This is a genomic window from Thermopetrobacter sp. TC1 (assembly GCF_000746275.1).
Taxonomy (GTDB): domain Bacteria; phylum Pseudomonadota; class Alphaproteobacteria; order Rhizobiales; family Aestuariivirgaceae; genus Thermopetrobacter.
This window is the reverse complement of sequence record NZ_KN050831.1, coordinates 23,728-41,616: the sequence shown is the minus strand read 5'-3', so window position 1 is coordinate 41,616 and position 17,889 is coordinate 23,728. Positions and strand designations below refer to the sequence as shown.

Here is a 17,889-nt window from a genome sequence, read left to right as displayed (position 1 = left end):
TTTGATACAGACAGGCCGTCCGCAACAGCGTGCGGAAAGGGGCCACTTTCAGACAGCAGCGCCCCTGTGCATCCTGAAGGCCCGTAGCTCAGTTGGTAGAGCAGCTGACTCTTAATCAGCGGGTCCGGGGTTCGAGTCCCCGCGGGCCTACCATTCCTCTCCTTGATTCTCGTTCCTTTCTTTTATTTTCTTCATTCACATGGTTTTGGTTCGAGAATTAAAACGAAAATTCGCCTTTCGCCGAATTTTACACAACGCATCATTCTGCGCTCTCGCTTGGGTCATCCGACAGTGCGTATAAACAGAGGGTAAGGGGCACGGGGCGGTTTGATGCATTTTCGGTTTGGGGTGTGAAAGGCCGGGAAAGAGCCTTTATCGCAAGGGGCAGTGATAATTTTCGTATTCATTTGATTTTCCTTGTGTTGCAATACTTCAGTGTCCCCATGCGTGTAGAGTGAAACCGTGAAATTCCCAGACCCGGCTCCGGGATTCGTTTTTCTCTTGTCATGACTGATCTTTCATGCTTCCATGCACGCAATGGTCGAGCTGCGCTCGGGTCGCATCCCTCTGCGACATTTCCGGGCCGTGCGCGCAGACGAAAGCGACACCCATCAATGATGAGGAGACGACACGTGGCAGAAAGCACGCGCATTATCGGAAGAAACCGTCAGCTCCGTATCGCATCCGCGACATGGGGCATTGCCGGCGTTGTTCTCTGCGCATTTATGGGGACTGTGAACGCAACAGAAAAAGGTCTGAACCAGCAGAAGGGGCAAGGCACGATAGCGCTCCTTGCAAGCGAGGAAAGGTGGATCATGACCAACGATAACAATGGTGAGGAAAAGGTGGAAACCGCAGCATCAGGTGCGGATGATGGCAGCGAGCGGATGGAGCTGGCCAGGAAACTGATCAAGATCCTGGGCTATGAGCGCAATTACGAAAAGCGCGTCGATAGGGCGATGGCGCTCACCTATCAGGATATGAAACAAAAATATGTGCGCAATCCGAAGATGCTTCCTGTTCTGCGCGATGTGCTTGCGGAAGTTCGTCAGGACATGCTGAAAAGGAAGCAGGAGTATTTTGAACTCATGGCGCGCGAGTATGCCAAGGGGATGGACAAGGACGTGATGGCGGCTGCCATTGAGTTTTACAGTTCGCCACTGGGGCAGGCATTCATCAAGCAGAACAAGATGGTGCGGCGGCGCGCCAAGGCCGCGAGCAAGGTATGGGTCAAATCCATGATGAAGAAGGCGATTCAGGACGTTTTCAGAAAGGCGCGCGAAAGGGGGCTCCCGCTTTGATTTCTCGCCCGCCTTGCTTTGACATAAGGCTTTGGGAACACTTCAAATCAAAATAGAAAGGCTGCCAAATCGACGCGTTTTCTTGCGGTCAGGCAAGACGGCCTTGAAAATCCCTTCTAGCCAAAGGGACTGACAGCTTTCAACATAGGGCGTGGACTTAATTCGAAGACGGTGATGCCAGCGGCATTTTCTTGATAATCGCTGATCTTTTCATCCGCAGGAAATAGCCAAAGCTATTTCAAGGGCGAAAAGTCAGCGGGATGCAGCGAAAATGGCGACCTTAAGGGGCTGGCGCATCGGTTTTTATGAGGACACGCCATAGGGACTGAGTGCTTTCACCATTTACAAAAACGGGCGCCTGATATGCTTTCTCAGGCGCCCGTTTGGCCGTTCATGGCGTTTGTTCCTGTTTCTCATACGGGCTTCATATCATTCTTCCGCGCATGCTGAACCCCTGCACCCTTACCTTGCGCGGTGAAGCCCCCTGGCAATCCCGCACATCCCGATCGCCGGTTTTGACCGGCGAGCAACCGTAGGGCTTCTCAATTCAGCGCCCGGAGCGTGCCTTCAGAAGAGCCGGAGCAAGATCCTTCACATCCGCAGCCGGCGCCTTGCTGGCCTTGTCGAGATCGCTGTCATCCTTGAATTCATAGCCCATGAGCACGGCAGAGGCCACCGCCGCCGGCCCGAAAGTGACCGCGAAGCCGCCAATGAGCAGGAACATGGCGGCGAAGCCATAGGAGGAATGCGAGATCATGGAATACAGGCCGCCCACATCCGCATAGAGAATGCCCGCCAGCAGCGACCAGCCAATGGTGACACCGATGGCGATGTTGCGCAGGATGAAGCGCACAAGACGCGGAAGGCTCTTCCAGGTGCGGATGATCATGGCCCGTCTCCTCCTCGTCATGGCAAAGCGCATTTCGCGCATATCCCCGGCTATCGGTCAGGCTGCCCGATCACACAGCCGGAAGTTGAAGCACTCCTGATTCCGTGTCTCATCTTGTGACGAAAAGGGCTGTCTTACAAGAGACAGAATGCCGCCCTTGCAAGGGGCGCAAACCTGATGCCGTGGATAAAATTTTCCTACCATCACATTGAGTAAAAGGCATTATCATTTCGAATGCAGAGTTGGGCAGGTGGGGCGCGTTCCATCAGAAACTGATGCGCAAGCCCAGCATGGCCGTGGCGTTGCGCTGGCTCTTACGTCCCAGGATGACGCTTCCGGACAGATCCAGAGAGAGCGGCTCCAGAGGGCCGCTGCCGTAAAAGGCGAGACCGCCCGTGAGGGTGATGTCATCGCGATCACTTTCCTGGCGGGGTTTCCTGAGATCGTAGGTGTAGGTCAACACCACGTAGGGCATCACGGGATCAAGCCAGAGATAGGCGCCGCCCTCGAGGGTGACTTCCGCGAGGCGGTCCGTAAAGGCGGCATGCTTATTGCCCAGATTATCCGTGAAGCTCTTCCAGTGATCACGGTTGACCGATAGGCCGGCGCGGGCGGCCAGTTGCAGGTTGGAGACCCAGCGTGCCGCTTCCAGCGTGGCGGCGAAGACATAGCCGTTCGATGAGCGGCGGCCATTGAACTGGATGCCGCTGTCTTGCCAGCGCAGCCTTTCGCGGTTGCGCACATAGCCGCCCGTCAAGGACAGATTGAGCCAGGAGAGCGGCGTGTATGAGATGTAGGGCGTGAACGAAATGCTGTCAGAACGTGTGTGGCCGGCGTTATAGAGCGTGTCCTGGCTGGCATACGTGAAGCTGCCGCTGATTCCCATCGTGAAGTTTTCCAGCACGTCCTTTTCCAGCCCGAGGTTGACGGTGGCGGACTGCCCGCGCTTGCGCCAGTCCGGCCTGCGGTCCCTGAGACGGGAAAGACTGGTGCTGTTCCAGAAGGTCCAGCCATGAGAGAGAGGGCCGGACGTGTTTTCGGCAACAGGCGTAATGCCAGCCCTTGCGGCGGGGGCATCGGGCATGGCAAGCGGCGCTGTGCGAAACCGTGAGCGGGAACGCAGCCAGGTCATGGTGTTGCGGGCGCGCATGATGATGGTCGGTGCGCTGTAGGCCCAGGTGCGCTGTTCTTCGAGTTCGGACGTCAAACCCGGCGTTCCGGATTGGCCCCCTCCGCCCGCCAGCGATTGCGCCCATGCAACCGGAACGAAGGCGATCGTCCCGAGCAAGACAACACCGACTGTTTTGCGAAGCTGTCCGTTCGCGCGCGCTTTCATGGCCGACGCCTCCTCATTCTGTCCAAAGGTTCTAGGCCAGGGGGCGAGGCGGGGCAAGCCCTGAGAACAGAAAGCCTTGCGCCATATCCCATTTCCATTTGCAGGGTGCGGGCCTGCACGTAAAAAGGCTTTCCATGAACGCGCGCTTGGGCTAATGCAGGCGGCGAAGGATGTGGGGCGCTCTGTCTCGCGGTTGTCCGCAGCGGAGGACGAAAATGCCCCTGGCGCGGAGCTCCCTGATTTCAGGGGGCGATGTGGTTCTCACATGAGATTTGACGGATAAACGCCCAGGCAACAGTGGCGAAACGAGACCCATGGCACGGCAGTTCATCTATCACATGCATGGCCTGACCAAGGCCTATCCCGGCGGCAGGAAGGTTCTGGACGACATCAACCTCTCCTTCTACCCGGACGCCAAGATCGGCGTTCTCGGCCCCAATGGCGCGGGCAAGTCCACGCTTTTGCGCATCATGGCCGGACTGGACAAGGATTTCACCGGCGAGGCCTGGCTGGCGGAAGGGGCCACCGTGGGCTATCTGCCGCAGGAGCCGCAGCTCGATCCGGACAAGACGGTTCTGGAAAACGTCATGGAGGGCGTGGCCGAAAAGAAGGCCATTCTCGACCGCTACAACGAGCTGATGATGAACTATTCCGACGAGACGGCGGAAGAGGCGGCACGGCTGCAGGATATCATCGACGCCCAGAACCTGTGGGATCTCGATGCGCAGGTGGAGCAGGCCATGGAGGCGCTGCGCTGTCCGCCGCCTGATGCCATGCCGGACCATCTCTCTGGCGGCGAGCGCCGGCGCGTGGCCCTAACCCGGCTGCTTCTGCAGAAACCCGATCTTTTGCTGCTTGATGAGCCGACCAACCACCTCGATGCCGAGACGGTGGCCTGGCTTGAGCATCATCTGAAGGAATATCCCGGCGCCATTCTCATCGTCACGCACGACCGCTATTTCCTCGATAACGTCACGGGCTGGATCCTCGAGCTCGATCGCGGCCGTGGCATTCCCTATGAGGGCAATTATTCCACCTATCTGGAAAAGAAGGCCAAGCGCCTGGAACAGGAGGCGCGGGAAGAAAAGGCGCGGCTGAAGATCCTGCAGCGCGAGCGGGAATGGATCGCCTCCAGCCCGCGGGCGCGGCAGGCGAAGTCCAAGGCGCGCATCAAGGCCTATGACGAGCTGCTGAAGGCCAACGAGGAGCGCATCAAGCATGCGCAGGGGCGCATCGTCATTCCGCCGGGGCCGCGGCTGGGCGATCGTGTCATCGAGGTGGAGAACCTGAGAAAGGGCTATGGTGACCGGCTGCTGATCGATGATCTGTCCTTCCGCGTGCCGCCGGGCGCCGTTGTCGGCATCATCGGCCCCAATGGCGCGGGCAAGACCACGCTGTTTCGCATGATCACCGGGCAGGAAAAGCCCGATGCCGGCGAGATCCGCATCGGCGAGACGGTCAAGCTGGGCTATGTGGATCAGAGCCGCGACTCTCTCGATCCCGACAAGACGGTGTGGGAGGAGATTTCCGGCGGGGATGACGTCATCCGGCTGGGCAATCGCGAGATCAATTCCCGCGCTTATGTGGCCGCCTTCGGCTTTCGCGGCGGCGATCAGCAGAAAAAGGTGGGACAGCTCTCCGGCGGCCAACGCAATCGGGTGCATCTGGCCAAGATGCTCAAATCCGGCGCCAATGTGCTCCTGCTCGATGAGCCGACCAACGATCTTGATACCGAAACGCTCTCGGCGCTCGAAGATGCGCTGGAAGACTATGCCGGCACCGTCTTCGTCATCTCGCACGACCGCATGTTCCTCGACCGTCTGGCCACCCACATTCTTGCCTTCGAGGGCGATTCCCACGTGGAGTGGTTCGAGGGCAACTTCGAGGCCTATGAGGAGGACAAGAAGCGCCGCCTGGGCGAGGATGCCCTGATCCCGAAACGGATCAAGTACAAGAAATTCTCGCGTGACTGAGGCGATCGCGCATCCACCCCCTTGTGAGGGGGTGGGGGAACATCAATGTGACTTGTTTGCTCCCCGTTCCTTAAATGTTTTGGCGGGGTATGGCACCCTGCCGCACATTACCCGACGGAAGCTCTCTATCTTCCTCGTCACTCCGTAGATCACCCCATCACTGTCCAGTTTAATTGCTCTGTGCATTGCGAATGATTTTCGCCATGAAGAGCGTGATTAATCACATGCTAAGCAGATGCCTTTACCAACGTATGCTTCCACCCTTGCCCAAACTTAGAATGCGATATTTCTTATGGAAGTTCATCTGGTTACGTCATACCCGGACATGTCCCGCATACTAAACGACACACACATCGTCATACCGGCGAAAGCCGGTATCTCAGGCCATTGACTCATGCGTTTGTGGCCCGAGACCCCGGCTTTCGCCGGGGTGACGAGAAAGATGGCAGCGTAGTGTGCTTGTCCCGGGTATCCAAGGGCGGTTTACACATGCGGTAATGGCAGTCAAAAATGGTCTTTCAGGACTCTACCTTTCGAGAGGCCCCCCATCAAAAAGTAAACGACACAAATCAAGCCTGCTGGTGAACGCCATAGCCCACCAAGACCGCATCGTCCGTAGCACTGGATTGCCGGAATCCCGGTTCAAGCCCGGGACAGACTGGGGCCCGGCAATGACGTTTTATTGTGGTTTATCAATGAGTTAAACAAACACCTCCCAACTCATGGAAAGTCTTTTTTCCTCGGTCGATTTGACGGCAACAGCACGCTTCCTGAATTTTCTTAGTCTCCAATGTCAGATCAGCCGGGGTCTTGTGCCGCAAATTCGTGCGTTTCTGGCCTTAGATACCGGCTGACCTACGGTATGACGAAATGTGTGTCGTGTAGTGGCCCCGCTGAACTCTTCTGGAAGGATATGAAAATCCTTCTGGTGATGGGCTTACGATGGACTTGCCCCGTGTTTCAGGCGGAAGGCCAGGGGCCTTGGCTTTCAAGAAGGCTGGCCAGGCGGCAGAAGCCTGCGACATCCACATCCTCGGCCCGCAGGGTCGGGGAAATGCCGGCGGCTTCAAGCAGCGCTTCCGGATCCTTCACCAGGGATTTCAGGGAACGGCGCAGCATCTTGCGCCGCTGGCCGAAGGCGGCGGCGGTCACCTTCTGCAGGGCTTTCGATGAACAGGCGCCCTTCGGTTTCGCCCTTGGCTCGATGCGCACGACAGAGGAATAGACCTTTGGCGGCGGCACGAAGGCGGCCGGCGGCAGATCGAACAGGCGTGTGGCTTCAGCCCGCCATTGGGCAAGGACGGCCAGCCGTCCGTAGGCCTTCTCGCCGGGCTGGGCGATGATGCGTTCCGCCACTTCGCGCTGAAACATCAGGGTGAGCGATTGCCACCAGGGCGGCCAGGGCTCGGCAAGCAGCCAGCCGGTGAGCAATGGTGTGGCGATGTTGTAGGGCAGGTTGGCCGCAACACGCACGGGATAGCGGGCTTGCGCGGCAAGGGCGGCATAATCGATCTTCAGGGCATCATCCTGCAGGATGGTCAGTCGGCCGGGCCAGCGCGCGGCAATGACCTTTAGCGCCGGCAGCATGCGCTCATCCCGCTCAATGACGATCACCTCTTCGGCCCCTTCCAGGAGCAGGGCGCGGGTAAGCCCGCCGGGACCGGGGCCCACCTCGATAATGGAATGCCCGGCCAGCGGCCCGGCAGCGCGGGCGATCTTGCGCGTGAGGTTGAGATCGAGAAGGAAATTCTGGCCCAGGCTCTTGCGCGCGCGCATCTTCAGCGAAGCAATGACCTCCCGCAGGGGCGGCAGGCCGTCTGGCGTGTGCCAATCGTCATGTTGGGTGGGATCGGTCATGACCTCTTTCGCATGATGCGCGCTTGCACCTTTCTCAACCAATGGATTTCGTGTTGGAGGTTCCCCTCATTGTCCGGCTCTTTCAAGGGTTTGGGCCATTTCTTCCGCAAGGGTGAGCGCGGCAATGAGGCTGTCCGGCCGGGCCCGCCCGGTGCCGGCGAACGCCAGGGCCGTGCCGTGATCGGGGGATGTGCGCACGAAGGGAAGCCCGAGGGTGACGTTCACGCCGCCATGAAAATCCAGCGTCTTGACCGGGATCAGGGCCTGATCGTGATACATGCAGAGCACGGCGTCATAGGTCTTTCGAGCCTCCTCGTGAAAAAGCGTGTCCGCCGGCAGCGGGCCAAACGCTTCAACGCCCGTTTCCTGCAGGGCCGAAATGGCCGGTTCGATGATCTCCTTTTCTTCCGTGCCCATGCGGCCGCCTTCTCCGGCATGAGGATTGAGCCCGGCCACGGCGATGCGTGGCCGCTCAATGCCGAAAAACCGCGCGAGATCATGCGCAAGCACCGAGCCCTGCCGCACGATGGCTTCCGATCTTAAGCGCCGGGGCACCTCGCTTAAGGCAATGTGCACCGTCACCGGCACACAGCGCAGGCCACCGGCGGTGAGCATCATCACCGGCTCGGCAGAGAACCCGGCCTTGCGGGCAAGATGGGCGAGGAAATCGGTATGGCCCTCAAAGTCAAAGCCGGCTGCATAAAGCGATTCTTTCTGAATGGGCAGGGTAACGAGCCCCGCAGCCTCTCCCGAGAGAACGAGAAAGACGGCCTGCTCAATTGCCGCCTTGACGGCAGCGGCGGTGTCGGCACGCACTTCACCGGGCGCATCGGGAAGGGGGCCCGCACCTTTCAGCGGCAGGACCGGCAGGCCTTGCGCAAAGGCCAAAGGAGTGTCTTCGACCGCTTCGATGGTGACAACCGGAATGTCAAGACAAGCGCGGGCCAGTCGGGCCTTCACAAGCGCCGGATCGGCCAGCAGCAGAAAGGAGCGGGTGAGAAAAGGCTTTTCGCGCGCCTGCCGCCGCCAGGCCATGCCGGCGATTTCCAGGCCGATACCGCCCGGCTCGCCCATGCTGAGCACGAGGGGGCGTTTTTCATCCCTTCCGGTCATGGTCCATCATCCGCACCGCTGGCTCAGTTAAGCACGAGCTTGGGATCCTTGTATTCGATGTAGGCCTTGCGGCGCAGCTGGCGCATGACCTTTTCCACCTCGCGATTGATGATTTCAGCCTGAACCATCTGGCGGATGACCTTCTTGTCCGGCTTGGGCGGAACGATCTTGCGCGTGCCGCAGAAGGCGAGGAGCTGCACGCCATTGGGCGCGCGCAAGGGGCCGATCATGCGCTTTGTGCCGGCCTTGCGAATGGCCTTGATAATGGGCTTGGGCATGCGGCGCGGATCGGCCTGGATCAGGGGAGAGATGCGCACGTTGAAGATGTCGGAAGTGATCTTCTTCAGCGAGCCGCAACCGCGATAGCGCGCCATAATCTGCTGGGCCTCGGCCAGGCGGGCGATGGTCAGTTGCTTGCGGGTGATGGGATTGGGATCGTCGATGGGCAGCAGAACCTCGCGCAGCTTGTAGATGGTGACCGGCTTCAGGCGCGGGTCATTGAGGATCTTGCGGTAACGGCGCTCCACCTCCTTTTCATCGACAGTGGTTTTCAGCGTGCGGCCCATGCGGGCGGAAAAGATTCTGAACAGGATGGTGGAGCGCACATAGCGCCGCAGCGTTTCCAGGCGCACGCCGTTCTTGCGCAAGACGGCCTTGAGCTTGGCCTTGCCCCCCATGTTGGCGGCCATCTGCTCTATGGCCTTGTCAACCTTGGCGTCGCTGACCTCGATACCCAGTTTCTTGGCCTCAGTCAGCAGAACCGCCTCGTTGACGGCGGCGCGAAAGGCCCCCTTGCGGTCGCGCGGGCCGCCAATGATGCGATTGAGCCGCTGCTTCTGCTGCACATCAAAATCCGTGACCGGATAGTCATTGACCAGGGCGAGAACCTTGCCGGCCTGGGCGGGCGTGGTGACGGCTGCCCCGGAAAGAACGGCTGTGAGAACCCCCAGACAGAAAAGAAGCGCTCTCGTCAGAGAGAGGACGGTGTGTGAATGCCCCTGAGTGTGAAACGAGATCTGCACGCCGGAAAACCCTGCTCTTGTCGTCCCATTAAGGGAATCGGTCATTGATTGAGGCCCTTATGGCATCTGCGTTCCTGCCCGCAGAATATGAAGCGAATGTGATGAGCTGACAAGCGGCTGGTTTTGGAGCGCTTTGGCCGCATTCTTCAGGCGAAAACGCTCAGAAACCACCCAGGGAAATGCCGCCACCCACAAGAGTCTTGAATTCCACGGAAAGCAGCACGGAATAGGAGGAGCTGGCGTCGGCATCCCGCGTGCGCGTATTGCGGAAAGAGAGGGAGAAGTCCATGCAGTCGCAGGAAAGGCCGATGCCGATGCTGCGCTCCAGCGTGCGGTCAAACGTGAGGTCATAGCGCCAGCCGCCGAAGATGCGCCAGTTCTCTCCAAAATGGAATGTGGCGCTCGCGTTGACCTGTTCTTCCTTCTGCTGGATGGCCTGGAGGGGATCGGCGCTCAAGCGCAGATAGTCCGCCCGCAGGGTGAGGCCGAAAAGGGAGAGCGATCCGGAAACGCTCTGATCCCGCACGTTCATCGAACGGGCATCGAAGCGGCCCTGCCAGCTCAAGCGCAGCAGGCCGGGATAGGTAAAGGCCATGGCCGAGACGATGTCGGACACCTTGCGGCCCAGGCCGCTGGCACGCCAGAAGCTGTTGCGGCCGCTTAGGTGATAGGACTGACCGACACTGGCACGGAAGAATCCGCCGTTGTTCAGATAGAGCGAATAGAGCAGGCCGGCATTGGCCCGTACCCCGCCTTCGTAACGATCCTTGCCGCTGAAGCGATCATGCAGGAACAGCCGCGTGCTGGAGAAATTGAGCGCCACGGAATCCTCATTGCCAATCTTGCTGCGGTCTGTCTCGTTTCGCGCGGCGATGACCTGAAAAACGGGGCTGACGACGTGCCGGCCCAGATCGCCCGTTTTCAGCCAGGGCCAGCGCACATCGAGACCGGCCGAGGGCAGGAAGCGAAAAGCGGTCTCCGCCTCGCGCATGCCATCGGGCTGGGACGGATCGGGCAGCAGACGGGTGATGACCGTATCGGCCCGCAGGCGGGCGAAGGGCTGGGCCACGATGCCGGCGGCGGAGACCATGCGCCGCTGCCAGATGGCTTCCGTGGTCATGCGGGTCTGATGTTCGGCCTGATGGATGCCGGTGAAGGGATTGACGGTCTTGCGCCGGTGAATGGAATACACGTCGCTTTCAAACGTGAGCTGTCCGCCGAGGACCGGCTGCGAGAGCGTGTGCGAAAAGGTATAGCGCGGGGCCAGATGGGGGATGGTCTCGCTGTCGTCATCGGTGAGCAGCCCACGGAAATGGCTGATGGTGGCGCTGAGATAGTTGCGCCCGTCGAGACCGGTGATGAACAGGCGGGATTCGGCAAGGTTTTCGGCATCGATGCCATAGCGGCGGGCCACGGTCTTGTCGGAAAGCAGCATGCCGTCAAAGCCCCAGCGCCAGCGCCTGTTGAGGCTGAAGCGCCCCTTGGTGCGCACATGGCCGCGCCACTTTCGGTCTCCGGGATCGGACACTTTCTTCGGCTGTAGCTGGCGGATACCGCCGAAATCGATCTTGTACATGCCGCTCGCCAGCCGGTGGCGCCACTTGGCGCGGGCATAAACACCCTGCTTGGAATAGATCTGCGGGATGAGCGTGATGTCGTAATTCGGCGCGAGATTGATGAAATAGGGGATGCTCACGTTGGCGCCCAGCTGCGTCGAATAGCCGAAACCAGGCACGAGAAAGCCCGTGGCGCGCTTGTGCTTGGGATCGGGATGGCTCAGATAGGGCAGCCAGAAGATGGGCGTGCCGGCGATGGCCATGCTGACGTTGCGATGATAGATGCGGCCCTCGCGTTCGTCATGGGTGGCCTGCTGCGATCGCAGTTCCCATAAGGGTGTGTTGTCTTCCAGGACACAGGTTTTACAGCGGGTGTAGCGCACATCCTCGTAGACGGTGATGTAGCCATCACGGCGGCGTGCATAACGGGCGGTGAGCGTGGCGTCATTGGTGAGCAGCAGACGTAAATGGCGGGCAAAGCCATCGCGGAACTTCTTGTCGACATTCACATAATCCGCCACCAGCACATTGCCGCCCGGCTCACGCAGGCGCACATGCCCCTGGGCATAGAGCTGATCGTTCTTGCGATCGTAGATGACCTTGCGCGCCTTCAGAATATAAGGGCCATAGGTGATTTCCACCCGGCCAATGGCGGTGGCCACATCCCGCTTGGAATCATAGATGATGCGGGTGGCAAGAACGTCTATGGGTGTGCCTTCGGGAACGCGCTTGAAATCGAATCGAGGTTTGGACGTCTTTTCCTTGATCTCGATTTCCGCCTGGGCGTCCGGCCCAAGCGAGAGAACGGACAGACCACAGAGCAACATGGCGACAAGTGGCAAGAGGCCGCCCCTAGCGCCGGGAGTTTTGCTGTCCGTGCCGTGAGCCATGCCCGTCTCTTTCGCTGTATCCGAAAGATTGCGCATTCCAGGCGGATTGCGCGCACATGAAGAAAGGTGGCAACTGACGCACCCCCATCCCCACAATGCCCCCGCTGAGCATTGCGCAGCAGACTTTAAAGTGCGTCGTTCATTGGCGCAAGGGATGCGCGGGAGACATGCGGCTGTCCTCTAACGCCAGGAGTGAATTGTGATGGCGGCAGACGTGATTTGCGCTTACGAAACGTGGGACCTGCCGCAGGGGCGCTTGCCTTGCCGTCGTCTGCGCCCTACCTTCCCGGAAACGAAAAAGAGGATGACCAGAAGCATTCACGGATCAATCGAGGTGGTCATGAGCACATACCGGTTTTCGGCGGATGATTCGCTTCTCAGTCGTGGCACTGTCGTTGTTCCCGTCACGGAAGGGGAAGGGCTGCCCGCCTGGCTGAATACCCTCAACGAGCAGCTGGACGGGCGCATCGCACGCGCGCTGTCGGCGGCGGAGTTCAAGGGCAAGTGCGGCCAGAACGTGGAGCTGCTGGCGGTGCGTGATGATCTTGAGCGGCTCATCATCGTCGGCGCCGGCAAGGCGAAGGATCTCGATCCTTACGGCAGCGAGCGTCTGGGCGGTCGTATCGTGGCCGCTCTCATGCAGCGCAAGATCACGCAGGCGGCCGTGCTTGCCACTGCGCCGGAGGGTGCGCCGCTTGCACCTGCGGCTTTTGCGGCGCGGCTTGCCTCCGGCATGGCCCTACGCAACTATCTTTTTGATCGGTACAAGTCCGCTGCCCAGCAGAACGGGGAAGGGGAAAACGGCGGCGAAAACGGCGAAGCCTGCAGCAATGGTGCGGGTGATACCGGCAAGGGCGGCAAAAAGCGCCGCGTGGAGCAGCTGGACCTGATCGTTGCCGATGCGGATGTCGCCGAGGCGGCGGAGAAGGACTTCGCCCTCCTAAAGGCCCTGGCCGATTCGGTGCATCTGGCGCGCGATCTCGTTAACGAACCGGGCAATGTGCTCAATCCCGTCACGTTCGCCAAGCGCATCGCCGAGCTTGAGGAGGTTGGCCTTGAGGTGGAGATCCTCAAGCGCAAACAGCTGAAAAAGCTGGGCTTTAATGCGCTGCTTGCGGTGGGGCAGGGCTCGCGCACGCCGCCGCGGGTGGCCATTATGCGCTGGAACGGCGGCAAGGAGGGGGAAAAGCCGCTCGTTTTCGTTGGCAAGGGTGTCACGTTCGATTCCGGCGGCATTTCCATCAAGCCCTCGCAGGGCATGGACGAGATGAAGGGTGATATGGGCGGTGCGGCTGCCGTGGTCGGCACCATGCGGGCGCTGGCGGCGCGCAAGGTGCCGGTCAATGCCATTGGCATCGTCGGGCTTGTCGAAAACATGCCGGACGGCAAGGCGCAGCGGCCCGGCGACATCGTGCGCGCCTATGATGGGCAGACCATCGCCGTGCTCAATACCGATGCTGAGGGTCGGCTCGTGCTGGCTGACTGCCTCGCCTATGCCCGGGATACGTTCGATCCCGCTCTCATGATCGATCTCGCAACCCTGACCGGCGCCATTCTCATCGCGCTGGGCAAGGAATACGCCGGGCTGTTTGCCAATGACGACGATATCGCCGAGGGCTTGCGCACGGCCGGGGAAGAGACCGGCGAGAAGGTCTGGCGCATGCCGCTGGGGCCGGCCTATGACAAGCTGATCGATCACGATGTCGCCGACATGAAGAACATCGGTGGGCGCAATGCCGGAGCCATCACCGCGGCGCAATTCTTGAAGCGCTTCGTTGGCAAGGTGCCATGGGCGCATCTGGACGTGGCGGGCACGGCCATGGCCGCGGAGAAGACCGATATCAACGACAGCTGGGGCTCCGGCTGGGGCGTGCGGCTGCTCAACGCGTTTGTCGAGAAGCGTCTGCAGCGCGAAGACGCGTAATGGCGTCGCGATAGGCGCGGATGATGTGGTGATAATTGGTCACCACTTCATCGCGCCGCGCCTCTGCCTGAGCGAAGGCCTCCTTTGAGATGCGGCCGCGTCTGGCCTTAGCCTTGATGCGGCGGAAGCGTGCCTCTGACTGTCTTCGTGCCCGCTCGGCCCAGCGGCGGACGCGCTCCAGCTGCGCCGGCGTCAGCCCGCTTAAGTCAAGATATTTCAGATCGATGCCGTTAAGCGGGTTGGTGCGGCGCTTGCCGGCACGAAAGTCAGGCAGGATGACGGGGCGGCAGAAGCCTTCGCCGGTAGGATCGAGGGCCCCCTGAGCCTTGCAGGCCTTCTGACAGGTGCGCGCAAGCGAGGAGGGTGTGCAACAGTCACACAGCAATTGGGCCAGGGCGGGCCTGCCCGTCAGCTGGGGTGAAAACAGCATAAGCAGCAGACAGCCAACAGCGGCAAGAACACGCACGGACATGGTGTCACAGATCCCCTCTCTTCCCTGAAGTTGTGGCGGAATGTAACGCCGTTGCCGCCGGCCTTGCAAGCGTTGTGACCCCACGGGGCACAGCAATGCTTCCAATGCTTGACCCGCCTAGGTTTTCCCGGTTGGATCGGAGCCATGCCGGAAGTGCTTTTTTATCATCTGGAGCGTCAGCCGCTGGAGCAGGTGCTGCCCGTTCTGTTGCAGAAGAGCCTGCAGCGGGGCTGGAGGGCGCTGGTGCGCTGTGGCGAGCCGGAGCGGGTGCGCGCGCTGTCCGATGCCGTCTGGCGCTGGCGGGAGGAGGCCTTCATTCCCCATGGCATTCCGGAAGAGGGCCATGCGCGCCATCAGCCGGTGTGGATCACCCATGAAGGCGGCAATCCCAATGGCGCCGATGTTCTCTTCTGCGTGGCGGGTGCGGAGCCGGAGGATGAGGAGATTGCCGCTTTCGCACGCGTGATCGTGATGTTTTCCCAGCATGAGCCCGTGCTGCTGGAGAAGGCGCGGGCGCTGTGGCGGCGCCTGGGCGAGAGCGAGGGCATCAGCCGCACCTACTGGCGGCAGGATCAGCGCGGCCGCTGGCAGCGACAGGCCTGAAACGGCAGGGAAGGTTGAGAATGACGGTAGGGCAGGACGATCAAACAGACAGGAACAGCGAGACGCACGATAGGGATGCGCCGGCACGCGAGGGGGCGCATCCCCTCGCGGAAACGCCTGAGGTCGTTGCCATGCCCGCCTTTTCCGCTGAGGTGGAGGAAAAGCGCCGCGCCGCCCGCGCCCATGCCGATGCCATACAGGAACGCCTGGGCGAAGAAGCCTTTCTTGACTGGTTTGACAGGCTCTATGCCGATGCCGCTCAAGATGAGGCGCCGGAGCGCATCCCCTGGGCGGATCTGGCCCCGCATCCGTTACTGACGGAATGGCTTCAGAAACACGCACCGCATCAGGGAAAGGCGCTGGAGGTGGGCTGTGGCCTGGGCGACAATGCCGCGGCCTTGAGCGATGCCGGATATGCGGTGACCGCCTTTGATCTTTCGGCTCATGCCGTGGAGTGGGCGAAAAAACGCTTTCCTGACAAACCAATAGACTGGCATGTTGCCAACTTGCTTGAGCCGCCGCAAGCGTGGCGCGGCCAGTTCGACATTGTGCATGAGACATACACCTTGCAGAGCCTGCCGCCTGGATTGCGCAGGCAGGCCTTTGCGCCGCTGGCAGGCTTTCTCAAGCCAGGCGGGCGATTGCTTCTCATCTGCCGGATCAGGCCGGAGGAGGTGACGCCGGAAGGGCCGCCCTGGCCGCTGGCGCCCTCCGAACTGGCCGAACTGGAAAGGCTGGGCTTTGTGCGTGAAACCCTGCGCCCGGTGATCCTGAAGAGCACACGGGCCATTCCGCATGTGTTCTGTATCTATCGCCGTCCGGCCGCCGAGGAGACGGAGAAACGATAACCGGGCCTTGCACATGAGGCCGGTGCAATGCCTGAGGTGCGCGCCTTCATGCCGCCTGACGGCCGACGGTATCTAAGAGCACCCTGTCGTAAAAATCGAGCACGCCGTGCGTCATGGTTTCGATGGAAAAGCGCTGGCGGATTTCCTCGATGCGCGCCTTTGCCTTTCTCTCGCTGTCCGGATCATCAAGCACGCTTGCGATCCGCTCCGCCAGTGCGGCGGGATCCTCCGCCGGCACCAGCGACTCTTCGGGCAGCATTTCGGGAATGCCGCCCACATGCGCGGCAATCACCGGCCGGCCGGCCGCCTGGGCTTCCAGCACCACATAGGGGAAGGATTCCGCACGCGACGGCACCACGACCACGCGCCCCTGAGCGAAAGCCTTGCGCGCAGGCATGGGGCCGGGAAAGCGCACGTTTTTAGAAAGATTGAGCGACTGGGCCAGGGTGCGGAAGGTTTCGGCATCCGGTCCGTCGCCAACGATGAGGGCCGATATGGCGCGGCCTTTTTCCTTCAGGCGCGCCAGGGCGGAAAGCAGGACATCCACGCCCTTGAGCATGCGCAGCTCGCCGACGAAGACCACATCGGCCGCATCCGGCAATACGGGCACATAGGAGAATTCCTCCGCCGGCAGGCCATTGTGCACAATGGCCGAGGGGCAGGAAAAGGCGCCCACCTTTTCAATGAAGGCGCGGCGCTCGAAATTGCAGACGAAGATGAGCCCGTCGGTCCTGTGCAGCAGCAGCCGTTCGGTGGTGAGATAAAGGGCGCCCTTGGCCGAATGGCGCGAGAAGTGCAGGCTGCCGCCATGAGGGGTGTAGATGGTGCGCATGCCGGCATCATGCCGCGCCGCCAGCCGGCCATGCAGGCCGCCCTTGGCGCCATGGCCGTGCACGATTTGCGGCCTGGTCTCTTCCAGAATGCGGCGGATGGCGCGATAGGCGGACACATCGCCGGGATGGGGCAGGCGGGGCAGGGCAATGCGGTGTATGCCCAGCCGCATGTTATCACGCAGGGCATTCAGCGCCGCTTCCGCGCTCTTGCCGCCATGGGTGGAATCGCAGATGAGGCCCACATCATGGCCCAGGGCCGCCTGCTGTGCGGCCAGTTCGCGCACGTGACGGAACAGTCCGCCCACCGGCGCTCGAAAAACGTGCATGATCCGCATAAGGCTTCTCCCGGATCCCGGCTTCGTCCCTTCCTTTAAAGACACCATAGCCGGCAAAGCTCACCAATCTCTGAAAATGCGGCCCGTTTGTTCATGAAAAGCACAGGCGCAAGGGGCATTTTCATGCTGATGACCACACTACAAAACGTCATACCGTAGATCAGCCGGTATCTAAGGCCGCACTTGCATGAGTTTGCGGCATGGCCTCCGGCATGTGCCTAGTTGTGTCCAATTAAATTACTTAATGTGTTGCGAATGATTTTCGCTGCGAAGAGTGTAATCAATCACTAGCTATGCAGATGCTTTCATCTAGGCATTCTTTCCCCTTGCCCAAACTTGGGATGTTGTTATTTTGTATTGAGTATCAACTACTTACGCCATCAACTCAGTTGCCCTTGACATTCTTTCCATACATGAAGCACCGCTTTTCCCTCCCCCTGGCAGGGGGAGGGGCAGGGAGGGGGTCGGGCGGCAACCTCATGAGCCTGTGACCCGACCCCCTCCCGGCGCTTCGCGCCGACCTCCCCCTATCAGGGGGAGGTTAGGATCATGCGCTCTTTCTGCCTGCCGCCCGCGGCACTGAGACCAATTTAGCTTCCGACGACAGGTGTTTATTTAATTCATTGAAAAACCATGGGAAAACGTCATACCCGGGCTTGTCCCGGGTATCCAGGGGCGGTTTACGCATGCAGTAATGGCGGTCAGGAACGGCTCTACCGGGCTCTATCCTCAGAGAGGAACTTCCTTTCAAAAAGCATACGGCTCCGATCAAGCCTGCTGGCGGGCACCATCGCCATCCAAAACCGCCTCATTCCTGGCCCTGGATTGCCGGGACGGGGCCCGGCAATGACGTTTTCTTGTGGTTTATCAATGAGTTAAATAGATTAGCCCTTACTCATGGAAAGTTTTTTTCTCGGTCAATTTGGCGGCAACAGCA

Annotated in this window: 13 protein-coding genes and 1 tRNA gene; 6 read left to right on the top strand and 8 right to left on the bottom strand. The window is 60.4% G+C overall.

Annotation, left to right across the window (positions count from 1 at the left end; translation table 11 throughout):
• Positions 1 to 77: 77 nt before the first annotated feature.
• Both EK16_RS10555 and EK16_RS12030 read left to right on the top strand, forming a co-directional pair.
• Positions 78 to 153: transfer RNA gene (locus tag EK16_RS10555), tRNA-Lys, on the top strand.
• A gap of 479 nt (positions 154 to 632) precedes the next feature.
• Complete coding sequence (locus tag EK16_RS12030) at positions 633 to 1,301, top strand: DUF2059 domain-containing protein (protein ID WP_197059683.1); 669 nt, start codon at positions 633 to 635, stop codon at positions 1,299 to 1,301.
• A 547-nt stretch (positions 1,302 to 1,848) separates the two neighbouring features.
• Here EK16_RS12030 and EK16_RS10545 read toward each other — a convergent pair.
• Together EK16_RS10545 and EK16_RS10540 are read right to left on the bottom strand one after the other, a co-directional pair.
• Entirely contained in the window at positions 1,849 to 2,190 is a 342-nt protein-coding gene (locus EK16_RS10545) for a hypothetical protein (RefSeq protein WP_051929268.1), read from the bottom strand.
• Positions 2,191 to 2,455: 265 nt separating this feature from the next.
• On the bottom strand, positions 2,456 to 3,526 hold the full coding sequence (locus EK16_RS10540) for an autotransporter outer membrane beta-barrel domain-containing protein (RefSeq protein ID WP_038036953.1): 1,071 nt from the start codon (positions 3,524 to 3,526) through the stop codon (positions 2,456 to 2,458).
• A 314-nt stretch (positions 3,527 to 3,840) separates the two neighbouring features.
• Here EK16_RS10540 and ettA point away from each other — a divergent pair, with 314 nt between their 5' ends.
• Entirely contained in the window at positions 3,841 to 5,499 is a 1,659-nt protein-coding gene (gene ettA, locus EK16_RS10535; protein ID WP_038036952.1) for an energy-dependent translational throttle protein EttA, read from the top strand.
• Between the two features lie 960 nt (positions 5,500 to 6,459).
• Here the strand turns inward: ettA and rsmA are convergent.
• From rsmA to EK16_RS10515, 4 genes are all read right to left on the bottom strand, one after another.
• Positions 6,460 to 7,356, bottom strand: coding sequence for a 16S rRNA (adenine(1518)-N(6)/adenine(1519)-N(6))-dimethyltransferase RsmA (gene rsmA, locus EK16_RS10530; RefSeq protein WP_051929281.1), 897 nt, complete (start codon positions 7,354 to 7,356; stop codon positions 6,460 to 6,462).
• A gap of 66 nt (positions 7,357 to 7,422) precedes the next feature.
• On the bottom strand, positions 7,423 to 8,469 hold the full coding sequence (gene pdxA / locus EK16_RS10525) for a 4-hydroxythreonine-4-phosphate dehydrogenase PdxA (RefSeq protein WP_038036950.1): 1,047 nt from the start codon (positions 8,467 to 8,469) through the stop codon (positions 7,423 to 7,425).
• Between the two features lie 23 nt (positions 8,470 to 8,492).
• A complete protein-coding gene (locus EK16_RS10520) occupies positions 8,493 to 9,536 on the bottom strand; it encodes a SurA N-terminal domain-containing protein (RefSeq protein WP_081910484.1) in 1,044 nt (347 codons plus the stop codon).
• A 115-nt stretch (positions 9,537 to 9,651) separates the two neighbouring features.
• Positions 9,652 to 11,937 carry an LPS-assembly protein LptD gene (locus EK16_RS10515; RefSeq protein WP_197059681.1) on the bottom strand — a complete coding sequence of 762 codons (2,286 nt, stop codon included), beginning with the start codon at positions 11,935 to 11,937 and terminating at the stop codon, positions 9,652 to 9,654.
• A 304-nt stretch (positions 11,938 to 12,241) separates the two neighbouring features.
• Between EK16_RS10515 and EK16_RS10510 the strand changes: the two genes are divergently transcribed.
• Positions 12,242 to 13,861: a leucyl aminopeptidase gene (locus EK16_RS10510; RefSeq protein ID WP_231573673.1), complete on the top strand. Its 1,620-nt coding sequence runs from the start codon at positions 12,242 to 12,244 to the stop codon at positions 13,859 to 13,861.
• Here EK16_RS10510 and EK16_RS10505 read toward each other — a convergent pair.
• Positions 13,818 to 14,333 carry a hypothetical protein gene (locus tag EK16_RS10505; RefSeq protein ID WP_038036944.1) on the bottom strand — a complete coding sequence of 172 codons (516 nt, stop codon included), beginning with the start codon at positions 14,331 to 14,333 and terminating at the stop codon, positions 13,818 to 13,820. The two genes, EK16_RS10510 and EK16_RS10505, sit on opposite strands and share 44 nt — an antisense overlap.
• A gap of 144 nt (positions 14,334 to 14,477) precedes the next feature.
• Here EK16_RS10505 and EK16_RS10500 point away from each other — a divergent pair, with 144 nt between their 5' ends.
• Positions 14,478 to 14,936 (top strand): DNA polymerase III subunit chi, encoded by a 459-nt coding sequence (locus EK16_RS10500; protein ID WP_051929266.1) that lies wholly within the window; start codon positions 14,478 to 14,480, stop codon positions 14,934 to 14,936.
• Positions 14,937 to 14,956: 20 nt separating this feature from the next.
• Positions 14,957 to 15,784: a class I SAM-dependent methyltransferase gene (locus EK16_RS10495; protein WP_051929265.1), complete on the top strand. Its 828-nt coding sequence runs from the start codon at positions 14,957 to 14,959 to the stop codon at positions 15,782 to 15,784.
• A gap of 46 nt (positions 15,785 to 15,830) precedes the next feature.
• Here the strand turns inward: EK16_RS10495 and EK16_RS10490 are convergent, their stop codons facing one another.
• Positions 15,831 to 16,943 carry a glycosyltransferase gene (locus tag EK16_RS10490; RefSeq protein WP_197059680.1) on the bottom strand — a complete coding sequence of 371 codons (1,113 nt, stop codon included), beginning with the start codon at positions 16,941 to 16,943 and terminating at the stop codon, positions 15,831 to 15,833.
• Between the last annotated feature and the right edge of the window lie 946 nt (positions 16,944 to 17,889).